Consider the following 17,931-nt stretch of genomic DNA (forward strand, 5'->3'; position numbering starts at 1 on the left):
AACTGATCCCTCCGTTGCCCATCAGGATTGTTTCTTGGGCCAGTGATAGCGGCGATCAATCCCCCCACTCTCCTTATCGCTTTGCTGGCCTCAGACTTCCAAACCCATTCACTCAGTTGCCATCAAAGTCGATCCAACAATCAAAAAACCCGCCAGTTGGCGGGTGATGTTTCGCCGAGATGCATTGCGGTGACGAATGAGCGCGGAGATCGAACCTATGACAATCTCCTTGCAAGGCAACATCTAGCTCTAGTCGTTCACTGCATTCTCAGCGATTTACAGAGAGCGCAAGCGCAGATGTGAGTACAGATATGACCTATGACCACCTCTTTGCGTGCGCACGGACCAGACATCAATGCACAGGTCTCTCTGGAGGAGATGGAGGCCCGCAGCCATCGCCACCGTGGCGGGCCAGGTCGAAGTGCTCGCCCCAGGGAATTGGCATGCAAGAGATCAATCAGCCGTCTGTCTGATTCGAGTAAGTTCACCAGGAATTCACCAAAACCGTGCAGTGGGTTTCACCAGACGGGATGTGACCTTAGTGATGTCGAGGGGTCACTAGCCCAGCAGCATTATTCCTACCTGTCATGGCCTGTGCACTCATTTTTGCTTTCACCATTATTGGATTGGTGGCTACACACGCTGAACAAAGATCTCTTGATCGCATAGAGAGCGGGTTACGTAATTCCTCAGCAGGACGCTGATCTCAAGGAATCGGACCGCAATAGATCAATCAGCCGCCAGTCTGAATCAATCGGAATTCACCCAGCGGATCACACCGGAATCCACATCAGCGATCTAGAACAGGTTATAGATCTTCGGATCACGGGCACCGTCGCTGAAAAGATGGTGAAGACGCATCCGCCCAACGAACGAATGTCCCCACGGCGGGGCGATCACCAGACAGAAAACAATCTCGCTACTGCCGACAGCAAAAACCCCGCACTTGGCGGGGCGAGTGAATATTCAGTCGGGAGATCGATAGCGGCTACTCAACGACCCCTGCTTTTCCCTTCAAGGGTTTTGTATTGCTTTCAGCCACCTCGCAATAGCTTCAGGCTTCCCGACAAAAACCCTAATGAGCTTTGATATGCAATAGACAATTCATTCCTTGCTTGGTGATTAATCTACTAATTACAAGATCCGCAGCCTCGTGTGGACTTAGATTGCATGTGGTTGGTTTCCTAATTTCGGCAAGTTTTTTCTCTGGCACTTCAGGGCAAAAACCCTTTTCATTTACAGCTTTTTCAAGTGTTGCTCGATATATCGACTCGTTAAATGGCTGAGGTTTTTGGGCTGAATTACTTACCTCTGACTCTGCTTGAGAAAGTGCTGTTTCAGGCGAAATTCCTGATTTAAGAAAATCACAAAAAGTCTGAGCAACTTTCTTGGCATATTCTGGTGTCGTTCTAGCTGCTGCCGTGCCGCTTTCTAGTTTTTGAGCTAAAGATGGCTCAGTAAACATTGTTATTGTTACTATAAAGGTAGTGCAAGCAATTAAATGGATAAATTTCATTTATTTCGTATGAGTAGAAAGGTCATCCCTCCTCGACCTCTTCACCATCTCCGGAATCAATCGGTTTCACATCACCCATTCGAGTGATCTTTCAGCCGCCTGCCTCCCCCGTTTGGGGTGACCGCTGCAGCCAGCAGAACAGCGATGGTTTCGCCATCGTGGCGTCATGCCAAACAAGGACCGCCCGCTAGTTGATCGCCACGCACCAAAGAAGGGTGTCGGCTGACTCCGACTTATTAATTGGCTAAAGGGGATCGAATTTCCTTGACTCTTCGCCCACGTTTAGCGCTTGATCCATGGTTCCCAGCTCTATCAAAGCCGCTTCTCGATCAACAACGCGATTCGACAACGAAATGCCGTCATTTGAGCAAGCAGTCAAAAGCGAGATAACGCTTAAACAAATGACCAATGCCATAGCTGATAGCGAATGCAGCATGGAACGGAAGCAGGTGCATACATAATGTCGCCCGTGTCCAGCGCGGAATGAGGCCAGTCAATCTGTCCTCAGTCCTATAGGCCCTTGCTTACGCACAACCCAATCGAACCTTAGGAAACGATGCGGAAGTCAGGCGGATGGAAGACCACCTGAACGAGAGAAAGAGACTTACGTCAACCGCTGAACTTCCTGGCTGCGGAAATCTCAGCCTTCAGCTTGGCGGCTGTATAGCTTCGAACTGATCGCCATCAGCATCAGGGATACAAGGCTGATGGACAGAATTACGAGGCTGTCGATGGTCCTTCACCGCGTTTAGAGCGCAATCACTCTCGCAGGGATTTAATCCGAACTGTCCGCCTCAACCTGGACAGACAGCCGATTACTGAGCTGTGCAAGCTGCCTTGTAGAGGCTGAGCGTGAAGCAAGCAGCGCCGAAACTGACGATCAGGACAAAGAGATCAGAGGTGCCGAACATGAGCTTTTTATCTATCAACAAGCATTAAGCGGATTATTGCGGAATGTAAAGCGGATATCCGTAACGGCTTTCGCAGCCCAAACTGAACTTTTCCCGCTGGACAGTGATCTGTTCTTCGTTCTTACGATCAAGCCACTGCGGACATTGAAATGGAACCCATCACTTGGCTGGTCATCACCTGGGCTACCTACGGCACTCATAGAACCACTGCTGCTCTGGAGAAGATCCCGCAAGCTTCCATGGAGCAGTGCATAGAGAATTCCAGGGTGATCCAGAGTTGGCAACCTAAAGCGAGTATGAAGTGTATTGAAGGTGTTCGCGGCTTCTGATCCGCTGCTGCCTTTTAATGAATTCAGGCGTTTGACTTGCTTTAAATAACAGTCCTACATGCTGTAAATCCATTGATTAATGAGTTTATAGATTTATCTACAATGGTAATTAGTCGAAAAAACTCGCATTCTTGCTACCCGATGATTTCGGCTTAATAGTAAAAGGCGTTATCAGATGGGTTTTGATGAACAGGTCCGCCACATGTCGTAGCAACTCTCCAAAGTGCTTTGTGAATCGGTGTTGGATCATATCTCACAAGCTCGGGAAAGTGTTGTTTTAAAAGCTTTGATCCATGCCAAGCGTTGTAATGCGGAATCGATGAATTGATGTGGTGACAAACATGAGTGGATCCTATTCCATGATGCAGCAGATTCAAAATTGGGCCGTATGGGCGATCAACTGTTTGAAGAGCTCCTTTCGACCAAGACCACGTTTCATTTGAGAAATGTGGAATATCTCGATTTGTATGTTGAAGCCAGGTGTATGTTGTAAGCCACATATTGATTACCACGTACGGCAATCCATACAAGCAGACTACCCGAAGCAAGGAGTACTGAATTGATGCCGCGATCAAGAGAGAAATCATGGATAGCAAGCCGATATTGGATCGCGTCATCCACTTCTGGAATGATTTGTGAAAAAGGCGCTTCTTGCTAGTGCTATTGTATTCGCGGTTCCAAAAATGACTCGTAGGTGATTCATATGCTTCCCCTCCAGTCACGCCAAAAAATAGATAAAGCGGCCAGCCAATAATGAGATGGCTGAAGAGAGAAATAATCCCGAAAATGACTGGATTTAGATTTTGCTTCAGCTTTTCTGTGATTTTTCCTGTCGGTGACGTTGCCCTTGACGGTACGTGGGTTTGTCCTTTCTCTAGGTGATTGCAGTGTGCGTGATGCACGGCATGGCTGTGTGCCCAGCTGTAATAAGGCACAAGTAGAATGCTGTGGAGTACAAAGCCCACAACTCCTTCAATGCAACGATTGGGGTGAAAGGCGTGATGACCACATTCATGGGCGATAACCCAGCAGCCCATCGCGACAGTGCCGGTAATGACGCAATAGAGGAGCCACAGGGGAAAGGCTGTTGCAGAAAGTGGGATCTGTGTACCAACGCCAACGGCCAAAATTGAAAGCCCTGCTGACATGGCCAAAGATGTCCAAGCCTTTGCCGGGTTTAGCTTCGAGAGCTCCGGTGGCAGGGTATTGAGTAGCTCCGCTCTTGTGGGATAAAAAAATTGTTTAGGGATGTATTTCGAAGTTGTTTTTGCGGAGCTGATCGTTTCTGTAAATTTCAATATAGGGCCTAGGGTCAAGTCAATAGGTTAGTTCTCATCCCCACAATATAGTTTCCAGTTCCGCCGTCTGTGGGTGCTAGGTATAAGTCTATGATAGATCCTGCTTGTAAGGCTTCCCGACTCGGCTTTCAGGGTGAAGGATAATATCGCTTAAAGGCTATTATTGATTGTTTTGGAAAAGGTAGAAATTGAAGTTGCTGACCTTTTGTTTGATTTTGTGCTCGACGGGATGAAGCTGGCTTTTGTGGAGATCTGTATAACAGTTTGAATGGTATTCTTTTGAGTATTCATTCTTCTATAGGCCATTGGCCAATAATGTGTTTTTCTATTATTCATCCGATTCTATTGAGTTGAACTTCTGCGTACCAAATTCTTTCTGTCCAGGCAATGAGAATGGGCCCTCGCTTCAAACGCTGGGGCCTTTTCTTTTTCTGGCTGACAGCACTCGCGATTAAAGACCTGAGATCGAGAACGTGAGTTGGGGCGATAGGGATACCGCCCCCTTTCCTCTTCAACCAACGAACACATAAGCCTCCAATTTCGGACGGATTGGCTTGTTATGCAATGCGCGATTTGACCGATGCCAAGATCTCGTGCTGGGAGAAAAGTAAGTGCACGAGATCGGAGGCGTTCATGACAGACGACGGTCCAACACAGCAGATCCCAGAAGCAAACTGACTTCTGGCCCCTGCTCCAACAGTCTCATCCATGACCTGGGTTGGTCCTTTGGCGGGCATGACTTGTGCGCCACGCCAATCGACACTCCGCTTGCACCGCCCTAGGTGCCCCAGGAGTTCACAACCCCCCACCTAGAGCCAATGGCCCCAGGGCGCCTCTAGCCAGAAGCTTCGACCCCTTCCTTTCTCTACAAGCGATGGGTTGAACAATGCACAAACGAGCGACTTAGGCCGTCTTTCCATCCGGAAGGGCGGCCTTCCTCTTTGGTGTTAGCTGACCGACCAGACAACCAACAAAAAGCCCCCTCTCACTAGGGGGCTCTCCGATTCAGTTGACCTGAATCGTTTGTTGATTCCAGATCAACCGATGGCAGGTGCTTGCAGAGCCACAGGTGTGGACTCAGCAGCAGCCAGGTCGAGGGGGAAGTTGTGAGCGTTGCGCTCGTGCATGACTTCCATGCCGAGGTTGGCGCGGTTCAGCACATCAGCCCAGCTGATCGTTCCTGCGGATGGCCATGTGGGGTGGTTGATGAACGACCAGAAGGGAAGTATGCAGATTTTGTGATTTTCGTCTGATCAGATAGAGGCCAAGACCACAAATGAATATCGACCTCGTCCGATCGGGGTGGCCTTAGCGGGGCATGTCTCGTTTCGCATGTTCGGTCCCTTGGCGGGTTTCACCGTCACGGGCAGGCCAGCTGGCTGGCGATGGTTGCTTAGTCAACAAAAGCCCACCAATGTCAACTGAAATCCGCAATTGGGATGTCGTCGCCAAAGCGTTAGAAGCAGCTGGTGACACGTCAAGCCAGATGTATGTCCGCGCCAAAGCATTGGCACTCGGCAAGCTTGATCCAATGCCCACCAGCTTCCCTGAAGCTCCGTACAGCATTTCAGCTGTAGCTGGCTGATAACAGCAGACCAAAGCCTCGCAAATGTGAGGCTCACCCTCTCAATTAAAGACATGACTACTTCAACTCAAGCTCAAACTCGATTCGGCTTCAGCAACTTCGCTGAGACCTGGAATGGTCGTCTAGCAATGCTGGGCTTTGTCATTGGCCTTGGCACAGAGCTGGTTACCGGCCAGGGAATCCTCAGTCAGATTGGTTTCTGACCCTGTCCGATCAAGGGCTTATTCGAGCCTGTGAAAAGCGCAACAGGGTTCCCCAGAACTAGGCCTTTTCATATCCGGACTGGGAAGTTCCCACGCGCCATGCCCAACCTCAAATTGCTCTGCGAACGCTTCTTTGTTCAGCTTTTCTTTCCACGCGACGGTGCATCAAGCCACTTCGAGCGTCACGGACACCTGATGGCATGAACTCCCAAAAGCCAGTTCTGAACTGCTTTTTTGAGTGATGTTCGGGAATGGGCGATACGGGGATCGAACCTGTGACAATCTCCTTGTAAGGGAGGTGCTCTACCGCTGAGCTAATCGCCCCATGAGCCAATTCTGCCTGATCGAGGCAGGCTGGAACAGCTCAACTTGAATTGATGTGGCCTCAGGGCGAGACCATGATCGGGCCACCCTGACCTGGTGCCTGCCCATTGGCCTGCTGACGGTATGGTGGTTGGGATGGATCAACGGTGCTCTAACAGCGCTGGCCTTCCTGGTGGGAGGCCTCTGGTTATCGCCAGACCTTGACGTGCGCTCGACCGCACTCAGGCGCTGGGGGGTTTTGGGTGCGATCTGGTGGCCCTATCGACGCCTGCTTCCACATCGATCCATTTTGTCCCACGGCCCCCTGATTGGCATGGCACTGCGGTTGGCATGGCTATCAACTCTGATGCTGTTGATCTGGACAACCACTGCCTCACTGCTTGCACCTGCCATTCCGACCCCATCCCAGGCATGGCCAGCAATGGTTGCGGTTTTAAGGCAACATCCCCGAACTTTGATCGGCGTCCTTCTGGGTTTGGAAAGCAGCGTATGGCTGCATCTGATTCTGGATGGGGATCCATTGCCTGCAGAGTTGGCAAAACCCTGGCGGAGGCATCGACGTCGGTGAGAGGGTGACCACAAGCGTGTGCGGTTTTCATGGCCTCAGCCTCCGACGTGTTCCAGCACCAGGACCCCCTGCGCCGGCTGGAGAACTTGGTAGCTCGGTTACGCCATCCCGCAGAAGGCTGCCCTTGGGACCTGGAACAGACTCACCAGTCACTCACGCCCTACGTGCTGGAAGAAGCCCATGAGGTGGCCGATGCAATCCGTCACGGCGATGACCAACACTTGAAGGAGGAGCTCGGTGACCTACTGCTGCAGGTGGTGTTGCATTCACGGATCGCCGAAGAAAGCGACCGATTCGATCTGGATGCCGTGGCAGCCGGTATCAGCGAAAAGCTGATCCGTCGCCATCCCCATGTCTTTGCTGACGCCAAAGCCCGCGATAGCGAAGCTGTCCGGATCAGCTGGGATGCCATTAAGGCGCAGGAAAAAGCTGTCTCAGTCTCGGCATCTCCCCTCAGCGATCAGCTCGCCAGCAAGGTGCGTGGACAGCCAGCCCTTTCTGGGGCGATGACTATCTCCAGAAAAGCGGCAAAGGCTGGATTCGAATGGGAGGACATCGCCGGCGTCTGGAGCAAGGTGAATGAGGAACTCCAGGAGCTCAAGGACGCCATCTCTTCAGGCGATAAAGCTCATGCGCAGGAGGAACTTGGAGATGTGCTGTTCACCTTGGTCAATGTGGCGCGCTGGTGTGAAATCAGCCCGGAGGAAGGACTGGCAGGAACCAATCAACGCTTCCTGGATCGCTTCTCACGGGTGGAAGCAGCCCTGGACGGTGATCTGCGCGGTCACAGCATCCAGAAACTGGAGGGGCTATGGCAGCAGGCCAAGCAAGCCATCCGGAGCGAATCTCAGGATCAGGAACGCTGATCAGCTGAGGGATGGTGAGTATGCGATTGATTCATCAATCCACCTCCAAGACAGCTTCCTTAATTACACCTGAACTAAGGAATTCATCTGAACCAATCTCTAATCATCCAGTGAGGGCCTGCCTTGCCGACGACGTTTGAGCTCGCTGCGCTTGCCTTTGGCATCCAGCCGGCGTTGAACAGCAGAACGCCCCGGTCGTGTGGGCCTGCGCTTCGGCGGCGGCGGCTTGAGTCCTTCTCTCAGCAAGTCCGCCAGTCGCGCCATGGCCCTCTGACGGTTCTGCCACTGGGAACGCTCCTCAGCAGCAACCACCCTCAGACAGTTCCCCTCCAGACGCGACGCCAATTGCTGCCGCAACCGGGCCTTGCGAAACGGACCCAGGACCTTGGAACTCTCCAGGTCAAATCTCAACTCCACTCTGGAATCGGTGGTGTTCACCCCCTGCCCGCCAGGACCCGAAGACCTGGAGAACCGCCACTGCAACTCAGCGGCTGGAATCACCAAACGGTCATTGATCGGCAGATCCTGAATCACGCTCCGACTCCAGCGAGCACTGAAAGTGATCTCGCCAGTCTGGGTCCGTTGCGGGGCAACGATGAACCAACGCTGTTCTTAGCTGGAGGAAGGAATCCTCCACAACCTTCATGACAAAGGCATCCACGGCCAATGGCGGTTGGATCGATGAACACCATGAAGGGGTTCGTTATGGCCTCGCGGGACGAGTGCTGTTGGACGAGCAAAGCGACTTTCAGCGCATCACCGTGATTGAGAGCGAGCGCTACGGCAAAGGGCTGCTGCTGGACGGTTGCTGGATGACCGCAGAGCGCCAGGAACGGCACTACCACGAATCACTGGTGCATCCGGCTCTTTGCGGTGCCGCGGCCAACGAACGGATCCTCGTGATTGGCGGTGGCGACGGCGGTACCGCCCGAGAATGCCTTCGCCATCCTGGCGTCCAACATCTCGACATGGTGGAGATCGATGGCCGGGTGGTGGAACTCAGTCAGAAGCACCTGGCTTCAGTGGGTGGAGGCTGCTGGCAGGACCCCCGCTTTCACCTCACGGTGGGTGATGGCATTGCCTGGGCCGCGGACTGCCCTGATACCAGCTACGACGTTGTGATCGTGGATGGTTCCGATCCGGCAGGGCCCGCCGAAGGTTTGTTCAACCGCAGTTTCTTCAAGCACTGCCGGCGCATCCTCAGGCCTGGAGGCGTCTTCGCCACCCAGAGCGAATCACCAGAGGCCTTCCGGCAGGTTCACATCGATACTGTTCGCTTGCTGAAGGATGTCTTCGGCCATGCCGACCCCCTTTACGGCTGGGTGCCGATGTACCCCAGCGGCTGGTGGAGCTGGACTTTCGCGGCAGTAGAGGGGCCCCACTACCGCAACGCCATCCCGGAGCGGGCAGCAACCATCGCCGCAGGCTGCGAGATCTGGAGCCCTCGATGGCAATCCGGTGCCTTTGAAACGATGCCTGCCTTCATCGAACGGGAGCTCTTGGCGTGAGCATCCCGAGTCATCCACTGTTTGATCGAGAGGGGGCGATCTACATGGGCGCCAGCCGGGATCCGAAAGGTTGCAAGGTGGGCCTGTTCGGCGTGCCTTACGACGGCACGACATCCTTCAGGCCCGGCACCCGTTTTGGACCTGCAGCCGTGCGGGACGTGAGTACAGGTCTTGAGACCTACTGCCCCCAGCTCGACCTTGACCTCGAAACCATGGCCTACGCCGACCTCGGAGCAATCGAGATCCCCTTCGGTGCCCCTGAGCCGGTGCAGGAGGCCGTTCACAACGCAACGGGCCATGTCCTGGGCCTGCAGCTCAAGCCGTTGATGCTGGGCGGAGAACACTCCATCAGTTCTGGAGCTGTCGCCGCTGTCGCCGAACAGCATCCGGATCTGGCACTCGTGCAGCTCGATGCCCACGCAGATCTCCGCCATGAATGGCTGGGATCGCGCCACAGCCACGCTTGTGCCATGAGGCGCTGCCTGGAAGTGCTTCCCAGTCGGGAGCTGCTGCAGATCGCCATTCGCAGCGGCACCAAAGAAGAGTTCTCAGAACTACGCAGCAGCGATCGCCTGGTCCCCTTCAATCAGATGGTTTCCCGACTGCAGAATTGGCGCGGCAAGCCTCTTTATCTGACCGTAGACCTCGACTGGTTTGACCCGGCCGTGATGCCGGGCACAGGGACCCCCGAACCAGGAGGCTTTCTCTGGCAACACTTCGCCGAACTAGTGAGCGAATTACGACACCACAACCTTGTCGGAGCTGATGTTGTTGAACTGGCTCCTCAACTAGACCCGAGCGGCATCAGCAGCCTGCTGGCAGCCAAGGTGACCCGCAGCCTGCTGTTACTGATGGCTCAATAGAAGTGAGCAGCCTCCAGACGCTGCTCCCGCAGTCGTCGGTGCTGACCACTGAGCAGGCTGAGCACAAGTGTGGGATGCCCGTGAATCAGCTCCAAAAAACTGTTGCGATCTAGCCGAAGAACATGAACTGGCGTGATCGCGCGCGCCGTTCGGCTGTGATGTGCATCTTCAGCCACTAAGTCTTCATAGAAGAAGACCTCTCCATCCCCATAGCGAAGGCGGTCACGAGCACCGGTCGTGAGCTCTACAAGTCCGCGCTCAATGGCGTAAAGGGCCGTCGCCGATTCACCCCGCTCGAACAGGATGCTGCCCGTAGGCAACAGCAACTGATCAACGTTGCGATGCTCAGCGATGAGCTGAACAGCGGTCGGCATGGGTGTAGAGACCGACAACGGAGAAGCAAATATTGTTCAGTCTCTTCATTGTTGCGAGCGGTTGGAGGGTTGTTGTAACTGAACCGACACACCCTGTCGGTTCACAACACTTGGGCTCGCTCTCCTGACTGGCCAAGACCATGCACAGATGATCCAAGATCAAGCTGTCGATCACCTCCGAGGAGAGGCTGATCGGGGGACACGAGGCCAGGGAGCACCGGAGCACGAGCTGTCCAGTGATGGCACCAGATCACCCTTGCAAGCTCAACGTGCACCGTGAGATCCCGCAGCCTGCACCATCCACCACCCCCGCCGCCCTGTGCAGGGATGCAGTGCTGACAGGACTGGCAGGACGACTGGGTCAGAAGGCTTTTTGTGCGTAGTTAATTACGCTAAGGACCCTTCCTATGGAGGTCGACGCTGGAGGCGCAATCTGCGGCTTTGCTTCCACTTCCGACGCAAACAGGAATCGAATCCATAGGATCCGATACGAACGCTTGATCTCCGTCATGGATCTGCAACGCACTCCACTCCATGACCTCTGCCGAGAGGCCAAGGGCCGCATGGTTCCTTTTGCAGGCTGGGAGATGGCAGTGCAGTTTTCAGGGCTGATCGCCGAACACACAGCCGTGCGTGAAGCCGTCGGGATGTTCGATATCTCCCACATGGGCGTGCTTCGGATCGAAGGCAGCAACCCCAAGGACGCACTCCAGACTCTGGTGCCAACAGACCTGCACCGAATCGGAGTAGGGCAGGCCTGCTACACCGTGCTGCTGAATGACAACGGCGGCATCCGTGACGACCTGATCGTCTACGACCAGGGAGAAACTGCATCAGGCGACGGCACCTTGCTGGTGGTGATCAATGCAGCCTGCGCTGATACCGATACGGCCTGGTTGAAGCAGCAGCTGGAACCCCGCGGACTGCGTGTTCAAGATGAAAAAGGAGACGGCGTGCTGCTTGCCCTACAGGGTCCAAAAGCGATCGCAATTCTCGAAACACTCAGCGGAGAGTCTCTGCATGAGCTACCACGCTTTGGCCATCGCCTCTTACGACTGCAAGGGCTGAGCGAACAAGTGTTCTGTGCCCGAACCGGCTATACGGGAGAAGACGGAGCTGAACTTCTGCTGAGCCGGACAGACGGACGCAAACTCTGGGAGCAATTGCTGGAACTGGATGTCGTGCCCTGCGGGCTGGGAGCACGAGACACCCTGCGTCTAGAGGCCGCCATGCACCTCTATGGCCAAGACATGACCGCCAGCACGAACCCATTCGAAACAGGCCTGAGTTGGCTCGTCCATCTCGAGATGCCGCAAGACTTCATTGGACGCAAGGTTCTGGAGCAGGTCGCCGCCAATGGAGCCTCCCAACGGTTGGTGGGACTGAAGCTTCAGGGACGAGCCATTGCCCGGCATGACTACCCAGTGCTGCATAACGGGGAAACGGTGGGGGTCGTCACCAGCGGCAGCTGGTCACCCACATTGGAGGAGGCCATCGCCCTTGCCGTTGTGCCCAAAGAACTGGCCAAAGTCGGCAGCGAAGTTGGCGTGGAGATCCGAGGGCAGGTGCAACCGGCCACAGTGGTGAAGCGACCCTTCTACCGACGTGGATAAAGGGGCCCGAGCTATGGGAAAATCGCCTGTCACCAGCTGATAGATCCCATGCGCAGCAATGGTTGCGGCGACCTGCGCAAGCAGCACATTGACCAACAAGTGCAGCTCTGCGGCTGGGTAGATCGACGCCGCGACCACGGCGGTGTGATTTTCATTGACCTGCGCGACCGCACCGGCACCGTGCAAATCACGGTGGACCCCGACCTGGGTGCGGAAGCTTTTGCTGTGGCCGAACATCTGCGCAGCGAAACCGTGCTGCAGGTGAATGGCAAGGTGCGAGCCCGCCCAGATGAATCTCTCAACGACAAGCTCGCAACCGGCGCTGTGGAAGTACTGGCAAGCGGTATCGAGGTCTTGAACAGCGTGAAAGGGAACCTTCCCTTCCCCGTTTCCGTGCACGACGAGGAGAACACTCGCGAAGAACTGCGCCTGCGCTACCGCTATCTGGATCTGCGCCGCAAGCGCATGAACGACAATCTGCGGCTGCGGGCCCAGACCATCCAGGCGGCCCGCCGCTTCCTAGAGGAGCAGAGCTTCATTGAGGTGGAGACTCCTGTGCTGACGCGCTCCACACCGGAAGGCGCTCGTGATTACGTGCTACCTAGCCGCGTATGTGGCGGCGAATGGTTCGCCTTGCCGCAGTCACCTCAGCTGTTCAAGCAATTGCTGATGGTGGGCGGCATCGAGCGCTACTACCAGGTGGCCCGCTGCTTCCGCGACGAAGACCTGCGCGCCGATCGCCAGCCGGAATTCACCCAGCTGGACATCGAAATGAGCTTCATGGATCAGGAACAGATCCTGGAGCTCAATGAATCGCTGATCTGCGCCATCTGGAAGGCAGTGAAAAACATCGAGCTGCCGAGACCCTTCCCGCGAATGACCTGGCATGACGCCATGGAGAGATACGGCACCGACCGGCCTGATACCCGTTACGGCATGGAGCTGGTGACCGTTTCGGACATCGTTCAGGACATGGGGTTCAAAGTGTTCAGCGGCGCGGTGAAGTCCGGCGGCGCAGTGAAGGTGATTGCGGTGCCAGGCGGCAACGACGCCATCTCCAACGTGCGCATCAAGCCCGGTGGAGATGTGTTCAGTGAGGCCCAGGCCGCTGGAGCCGGTGGTCTGGCCTTCATCCGCGTGCGCGAAGGGGGAGAGATCGACACCATCGGTGCGATCAAAGACAACCTCAGCGACGCACAGAAGCAGGAGCTGCTCAGTCGCACCGAAGCCCAACCAGGCACACTGCTGCTGTTCGGTGCCGGTGACACCGCGACCGTCAACAAGGCCCTCGACCGAGTGCGTCAGTACCTGGCCAAAGAGCTGGGAATGGTCCAAGCGGACCGGGACAACAACCAGTGGAACTTCCTCTGGGTTGTGGATTTCCCGATGTTCGAGTTCAACAGCGATGAAAATCGTTTTGAAGCTCTGCATCACCCCTTCTGCGCTCCAAACGCCGAAGATCTGGGCAACGACCCATCGGAGTGGGTCAAAACACTGCCGAAAGCGCGCGCTCAGGCCTACGACCTCGTGCTTAACGGACTCGAACTGGGTGGTGGCTCGCTGCGCATCCATGACTCTTCCCTGCAGCGAAAGGTGCTGGAGACCGTGGGTCTGCCCATCAAGGAAGCCCAGGAGCAGTTCGGCTTTCTGATGGATGCGCTAGACGCCGGGGCTCCTCCACACGGAGGCCTGGCCTTCGGCGTCGACCGGATGGTGATGTTGCTGGCTGGCGAAGAATCGATCCGTGACACGATCGCCTTCCCCAAGACCCAACAAGCGCGTTGTCTGATGACCAACGCTCCCGGCGGTGTTGCCAACAAACAGCTTGAGGAGCTGCATGTGTCCAGCACCTGGGTTGAAGAAGACATCGAGGACACGAACTAGAACCCGAACAGAAACCGGCGGTTCGGAGCACTGCAGCCTCAGAGCATCAACCCTGGAAGGACACTGAGCCATCCAGGGTTTCTTGGCCAAACACGCGCGATCGACGGGGCATGCCCCGATCCGCTGGAGCGGTGGCAACGACCTGCTGCGCCTGTACCTGCAGGACATCGGTCGAGTCGACCTGCTCACCAGCGAGGAAGAAGTCACCCTCTCTCGTCTTGTTCAGGCGCGGGAAAAACTGCTGGTCCAGGAGAGGGATCTCAGCAATCGCCATGCCGCAATCCGAATCCTGTTGGATCTCGAGGAACTGCAGCTGCGCGAAGCCAATCAAGTGAGCCACTGGCCCACACGTCAGGAATGGGCACGGGCGGCTCAGTTGCCCCTAGAGGAACTCAGTCGTCAGCTGAATGAGGGTTACAGCCTTTGGGCCGAGGAAGTGGGCCTTGAGGCCAAGGAACTACAACGAAGGCTTCGCGAGGGACGCAGGGCCCGCGACCGGATGATCCAGGCCAACCTGCGGCTTGTGGTCGCGGTCGCCAAAAAGTACCAGCAACGGGGCATGGAGCTGCTGGATCTGGTTCAGGAAGGCACGCTTGGTCTTGAGCGGGCGGTTGAGAAGTTCGACCCCACCCGAGGCTTCCGCTTCAGCACTTACGCCTACTGGTGGATCCGACAGGGCATGACCAGGGCCATCGCCACCCAGAGCCGAACGATCCGCCTGCCGGTGCATGTCACCGAAAAACTAAACCGCATCAAACGTGTCCAGCAGGAGATCGCCACTGAAAAGGGACGACTGGCATCGGTGAGTGATCTTGCCAAGGAGCTGGGTCTGAGCGAAGAAACAGTGCGCATGACGCTGATGCGGGTTCCTCGATCGGTCTCCCTGGAAACCAGGGTCGGCAAGGACCAGGACACCCAGCTGGGAGACCTACTGGAAGACGGCAGTGCCACGCCTGAGCAGACCCTCACCCGCGATTCCCTCCATGACGACCTGGAGCACTTGCTGGATGAGCTCACACCGAGGGAGGCTGAAGTGATCCGCAGCCGTTTCGGACTCGAAGATGATCACCCGCGCACCTTGGCTGAAATCGGTGAAGCCATGGCGTTGTCGCGGGAAAGAGTGCGCCAGATCGAGACGCGCGCTCTGATCAAGCTGCGCCAACCGCAGAGACGATCCAAGGTGAAGGACTACATCCTCGGCCTGGATTCCTAACCCCAACAACCGTTATCCCAAGCACTCCATGGCCAGCGCGCCCCAGATCAACATCGGTATCCCTCAGGAACAGCGCGAAGAGATCGCAGCTGGTCTGAGTCGCTTACTCGCTGATACCTATGTGCTTTATGGGAAAACACATGGGTTCCACTGGAACGTAACCGGTCCGATGTTCAACACCTTGCATCTGATGTTCATGGACCAGTACACCGAGCTGTGGAACTCCCTGGACGAGATCGCGGAAAGGATCAGGGCTCTCGGCGTGGTGGCCCCCTACGGAGGCTCGACCCTTGCCGGACTGGCATCCATCAAGGAAGTCACCGAGCAGCCTGCTGCGCTCGACATGGTGCGGGAGCTGGTGACTGGCCATGAAGCCGTAGCCAGAACCGCTCGCAGCATCTTTCCTTTAGCGGAGGCCGCGAGTGATGAGCCCACCGCTGATCTGCTGACACAGCGCCTGCAGATTCACGAAAAAACCGCCTGGATGCTCAGGAGCCTGCTGGAGGGCTGACCCTTCACAAGACCTGGACGCCTTGGTGCGATGGGTACATTGAAGAAACGACCAGGGGTTCATGGCCAAGTTCGTCTTCGTCACCGGTGGTGTCGTCTCCAGCATCGGCAAAGGAATCGTGGCCGCCAGCCTTGGTCGCCTGCTCAAATCGCGTGGCTACAGCGTTTCGATCCTGAAGCTCGATCCGTACCTGAATGTGGACCCAGGCACGATGAGCCCGTTCCAGCATGGCGAAGTCTTCGTCACAGAAGACGGAGCCGAGACTGACCTCGACCTGGGTCACTACGAACGCTTCACAGATACAGCGATGTCACGCCTCAACAGCGTGACCACCGGTTCGATCTATCAGTCGGTGATCAACAAAGAGCGCCGCGGTGATTACAACGGTGGCACGGTGCAGGTGATCCCCCACATCACCGGTGAGATCCGCGAACGGATCCAACGCGTGGCCGCCAACAGTGGCGCCGATGTGGTGATCACCGAAATCGGCGGCACCGTGGGTGACATTGAGTCGCTGCCCTTTCTGGAAGCGATCCGTGAATTCCGTGGCGATGTGGGTCGCAATGACCTGGCCTACATCCACGTCACCCTGCTGCCGTTTATCGGCACTTCTGGAGAGCTGAAAACCAAACCCACCCAGCACTCCGTGAAGGAGCTGAGATCGATTGGCATCCAGCCCGATGTGCTGGTCTGCCGAAGCGACCGGGACATCAACCCAGAGCTCAAACGCAAGATCGGCGGCTTCTGTGGAGTGCCTGAACGAGCCGTCATCCCTTCCTTAGACGCCGACAGCATTTATGCCGTGCCATTGACCCTCGAGGACGAAGGTCTCTGCCGTGAAGTGCTCGATATTCTGCAACTGGAGGACCATGACAGCGACATGGCCGGTTGGGCCCAGCTAGTCCACCAGATGCGCAACCCAGGTCCAACCGTCAAAGTGGCGCTAGTCGGCAAGTACGTGCAGCTCAACGACGCCTACCTCTCGGTTGTCGAAGCGCTTCGCCACGCATGTCTGGCGCAAAATGCCTCACTTGATTTGCACTGGGTCTGCGCTGAGCAGATCGAGAACGACGGAGCCGAAAGCCTGCTGAAAGGAATGGACGCCGTCGTGGTGCCGGGCGGCTTCGGCAACCGGGGTGTTGACGGCAAAGTGGCCGCAATTCGCTGGGCAAGAGAACAACGCGTGCCTTTCCTGGGTCTTTGCCTCGGCATGCAAACGGCGGTGATCGAATGGGCACGCAATCAGGCCGGTCTCACGGATGCATCCAGTGCTGAGCTCGATCCGGAAACCCAGCATGCAGTGATTCACCTGCTTCCAGAGCAGCAAGATGTTGTTGATCTGGGCGGCACCATGCGTCTGGGCGTTTACCCCTGCCGAATCGCCGAAGGCTCGATGGCCGAACGTCTCTACGGCGATCAAGTGGTCTACGAACGCCACCGGCACCGTTATGAATTCAACAACGCTTACCGCACCCTGTTCCTGGAGTCGGGCTATCGCATCAGCGGCAGCTCACCGGATGGCCGGCTGGTGGAACTGATCGAGTTGCCGGGTCATCCCTTCTTCACGGCCTGCCAGTACCACCCTGAATTCCTGTCGCGCCCGGGCAGGCCACACCCTCTGTTCCGCGGTTTGATCGAGGCCGCCCAGCAGCGTCTGCCCTCGAGTCCCAGCGAAGCTCTACGTCAACAGGGTTCAGCCATCAGCAGCCGCGACTTCCCCGAATCCAGCCGCAACCCTTGAGCATTGCCGAGACCAAGAACGGCCTGCCGTTGGTGGAAACCTTCCACTCCTTGCAGGGAGAAGGTCTGCATGCAGGTCGCAGCGCTTTTTTCATCCGGCTCGGTGGCTGCAAGGTGGGCTGCAGCTGGTGTGACACCAAGCATTCCTGGTCGGCAAATATGCACCCACAACGAAGCGTCGATGACCTTGCGCAGGATGCCTTACAGGCAGCCAAAGCTGGAGCAGCGTTTGTGGTCATCACTGGCGGGGAACCACTGCATCACCCACTCGAACCGCTCACCAGCGCCATCCGCAGCAGTTGTTCGTTACCCATCCACCTCGAGACCAGCGGCGTCGATCCCCTCAGCGGCAGCCCCGACTGGATCACGCTCTCGCCGAAACGACACAAACCACCAAGACAGGATCTGCTCAGCTGCTGCCATGAACTGAAGGTGGTCGTTCATGAATCTGCAGATCTGCTGTTCGCCGATGCAGTAGCCGCTCAAGCTCCACAGGCTCACTGGCTCGTGCAACCGGGATGGGACAGCCATGAAGGCCAAGAGCTGGCAGTAACCAAAGCACAGGGAGATGGACGCTGGCGGCTGAGCCTGCAAAACCACAAGTGGCTTGGCGTGCGCTGAATCG

The 17,931-nt window shown here is 56.2% G+C and carries 17 protein-coding genes, 1 tRNA gene and 1 pseudogene; 13 read left to right on the forward strand and 6 right to left on the reverse strand.

What is annotated here, in order from left to right; genetic code table 11:
- Positions 1-1,075: 1,075 nt before the first annotated feature.
- The 3 genes and pseudogenes from SynBIOSU31_RS14165 to SynBIOSU31_RS14175 form a co-directional block, all read right to left on the reverse strand.
- Positions 1,076-1,516, reverse strand: a complete 441-nt coding sequence (locus SynBIOSU31_RS14165) for a hypothetical protein (protein ID WP_186491049.1) — start codon at positions 1,514-1,516, stop codon at positions 1,076-1,078.
- A 1,392-nt stretch (positions 1,517-2,908) separates the two neighbouring features.
- Positions 2,909-4,054: a fatty acid desaturase gene (locus tag SynBIOSU31_RS14170; RefSeq protein ID WP_186491050.1), complete on the reverse strand. Its 1,146-nt coding sequence runs from the start codon at positions 4,052-4,054 to the stop codon at positions 2,909-2,911.
- Between the two features lie 1,037 nt (positions 4,055-5,091).
- Positions 5,092-5,226, reverse strand: a pseudogene (locus tag SynBIOSU31_RS14175) (photosystem II q(b) protein); the annotation flags it as partial.
- A 242-nt stretch (positions 5,227-5,468) separates the two neighbouring features.
- Here SynBIOSU31_RS14175 and SynBIOSU31_RS14180 point away from each other — a divergent pair.
- Complete coding sequence (locus tag SynBIOSU31_RS14180; RefSeq protein WP_186491051.1) at positions 5,469-5,639, forward strand: hypothetical protein; 171 nt, start codon at positions 5,469-5,471, stop codon at positions 5,637-5,639.
- Between the two features lie 53 nt (positions 5,640-5,692).
- Positions 5,693-5,842 carry a high light inducible protein gene (locus tag SynBIOSU31_RS14185; protein WP_186491052.1) on the forward strand — a complete coding sequence of 50 codons (150 nt, stop codon included), beginning with the start codon at positions 5,693-5,695 and terminating at the stop codon, positions 5,840-5,842.
- Between the two features lie 252 nt (positions 5,843-6,094).
- On the opposite strand, the gene SynBIOSU31_RS14190 is transcribed toward SynBIOSU31_RS14185, so the two are convergent.
- A tRNA-Val gene (locus tag SynBIOSU31_RS14190) sits at positions 6,095-6,166 on the reverse strand.
- 55 nt (positions 6,167-6,221) lie between these two features.
- Here SynBIOSU31_RS14190 and SynBIOSU31_RS14195 point away from each other — a divergent pair.
- Complete coding sequence (locus tag SynBIOSU31_RS14195) at positions 6,222-6,734, forward strand: metal-binding protein (protein WP_186491054.1); 513 nt, start codon at positions 6,222-6,224, stop codon at positions 6,732-6,734.
- Positions 6,735-6,763: 29 nt separating this feature from the next.
- Positions 6,764-7,600, forward strand: coding sequence for a nucleoside triphosphate pyrophosphohydrolase (mazG, locus tag SynBIOSU31_RS14200; protein WP_186491058.1), 837 nt, complete (start codon positions 6,764-6,766; stop codon positions 7,598-7,600).
- A gap of 99 nt (positions 7,601-7,699) precedes the next feature.
- Here mazG and arfB read toward each other — a convergent pair whose 3' ends face one another.
- The gene (arfB, locus tag SynBIOSU31_RS14205) at positions 7,700-8,134 is read right to left on the reverse strand and encodes an alternative ribosome rescue aminoacyl-tRNA hydrolase ArfB (protein ID WP_186491059.1); all 435 of its coding nucleotides are present in this window, start codon (positions 8,132-8,134) and stop codon (positions 7,700-7,702) included.
- Positions 8,135-8,244: 110 nt separating this feature from the next.
- Here arfB and speE point away from each other — a divergent pair, with 110 nt between their 5' ends.
- Both speE and speB read left to right on the forward strand, forming a co-directional pair.
- On the forward strand, positions 8,245-9,108 hold the full coding sequence (speE, locus tag SynBIOSU31_RS14210) for a polyamine aminopropyltransferase (protein ID WP_186491061.1): 864 nt from the start codon (positions 8,245-8,247) through the stop codon (positions 9,106-9,108).
- Between the two features lie 44 nt (positions 9,109-9,152).
- Positions 9,153-9,971 (forward strand): agmatinase, encoded by an 819-nt coding sequence (gene speB, locus SynBIOSU31_RS14215; protein WP_186493145.1) that lies wholly within the window; start codon positions 9,153-9,155, stop codon positions 9,969-9,971.
- Here the strand turns inward: speB and SynBIOSU31_RS14220 are convergent.
- Positions 9,965-10,345, reverse strand: a complete 381-nt coding sequence (locus SynBIOSU31_RS14220; RefSeq protein WP_186491063.1) for a cyclic nucleotide-binding domain-containing protein — start codon at positions 10,343-10,345, stop codon at positions 9,965-9,967. The genes speB and SynBIOSU31_RS14220 overlap by 7 nt on opposite strands.
- Positions 10,346-10,584: 239 nt before the next feature.
- Between SynBIOSU31_RS14220 and SynBIOSU31_RS14225 the strand changes: the two genes are divergently transcribed.
- From SynBIOSU31_RS14225 to SynBIOSU31_RS14255, 7 genes are all read left to right on the forward strand, one after another.
- A complete protein-coding gene (locus SynBIOSU31_RS14225; RefSeq protein WP_186491064.1) occupies positions 10,585-10,728 on the forward strand; it encodes a hypothetical protein in 144 nt (47 codons plus the stop codon).
- Positions 10,729-10,854: 126 nt separating this feature from the next.
- Positions 10,855-11,958 carry a glycine cleavage system aminomethyltransferase GcvT gene (gcvT, locus tag SynBIOSU31_RS14230; RefSeq protein WP_186491066.1) on the forward strand — a complete coding sequence of 368 codons (1,104 nt, stop codon included), beginning with the start codon at positions 10,855-10,857 and terminating at the stop codon, positions 11,956-11,958.
- Positions 11,959-12,006: 48 nt separating this feature from the next.
- Positions 12,007-13,842, forward strand: a complete 1,836-nt coding sequence (gene aspS, locus SynBIOSU31_RS14235; protein ID WP_186491068.1) for an aspartate--tRNA ligase — start codon at positions 12,007-12,009, stop codon at positions 13,840-13,842.
- Positions 13,843-13,924: 82 nt separating this feature from the next.
- On the forward strand, positions 13,925-15,055 hold the full coding sequence (locus tag SynBIOSU31_RS14240; RefSeq protein WP_186491069.1) for an RNA polymerase sigma factor, RpoD/SigA family: 1,131 nt from the start codon (positions 13,925-13,927) through the stop codon (positions 15,053-15,055).
- A 28-nt stretch (positions 15,056-15,083) separates the two neighbouring features.
- Entirely contained in the window at positions 15,084-15,566 is a 483-nt protein-coding gene (locus SynBIOSU31_RS14245; RefSeq protein WP_115125810.1) for a Dps family protein, read from the forward strand.
- A gap of 61 nt (positions 15,567-15,627) precedes the next feature.
- On the forward strand, positions 15,628-17,307 hold the full coding sequence (locus tag SynBIOSU31_RS14250; RefSeq protein ID WP_186491071.1) for a CTP synthase: 1,680 nt from the start codon (positions 15,628-15,630) through the stop codon (positions 17,305-17,307).
- Between the two features lie 2 nt (positions 17,308-17,309).
- Positions 17,310-17,927, forward strand: a complete 618-nt coding sequence (locus SynBIOSU31_RS14255) for a 7-carboxy-7-deazaguanine synthase QueE (protein ID WP_186493146.1) — start codon at positions 17,310-17,312, stop codon at positions 17,925-17,927.
- Positions 17,928-17,931 lie beyond the last annotated feature (4 nt).

Source organism: Synechococcus sp. BIOS-U3-1 (assembly GCF_014279975.1).
Lineage (GTDB): Bacteria > Cyanobacteriota > Cyanobacteriia > PCC-6307 > Cyanobiaceae > Synechococcus_C.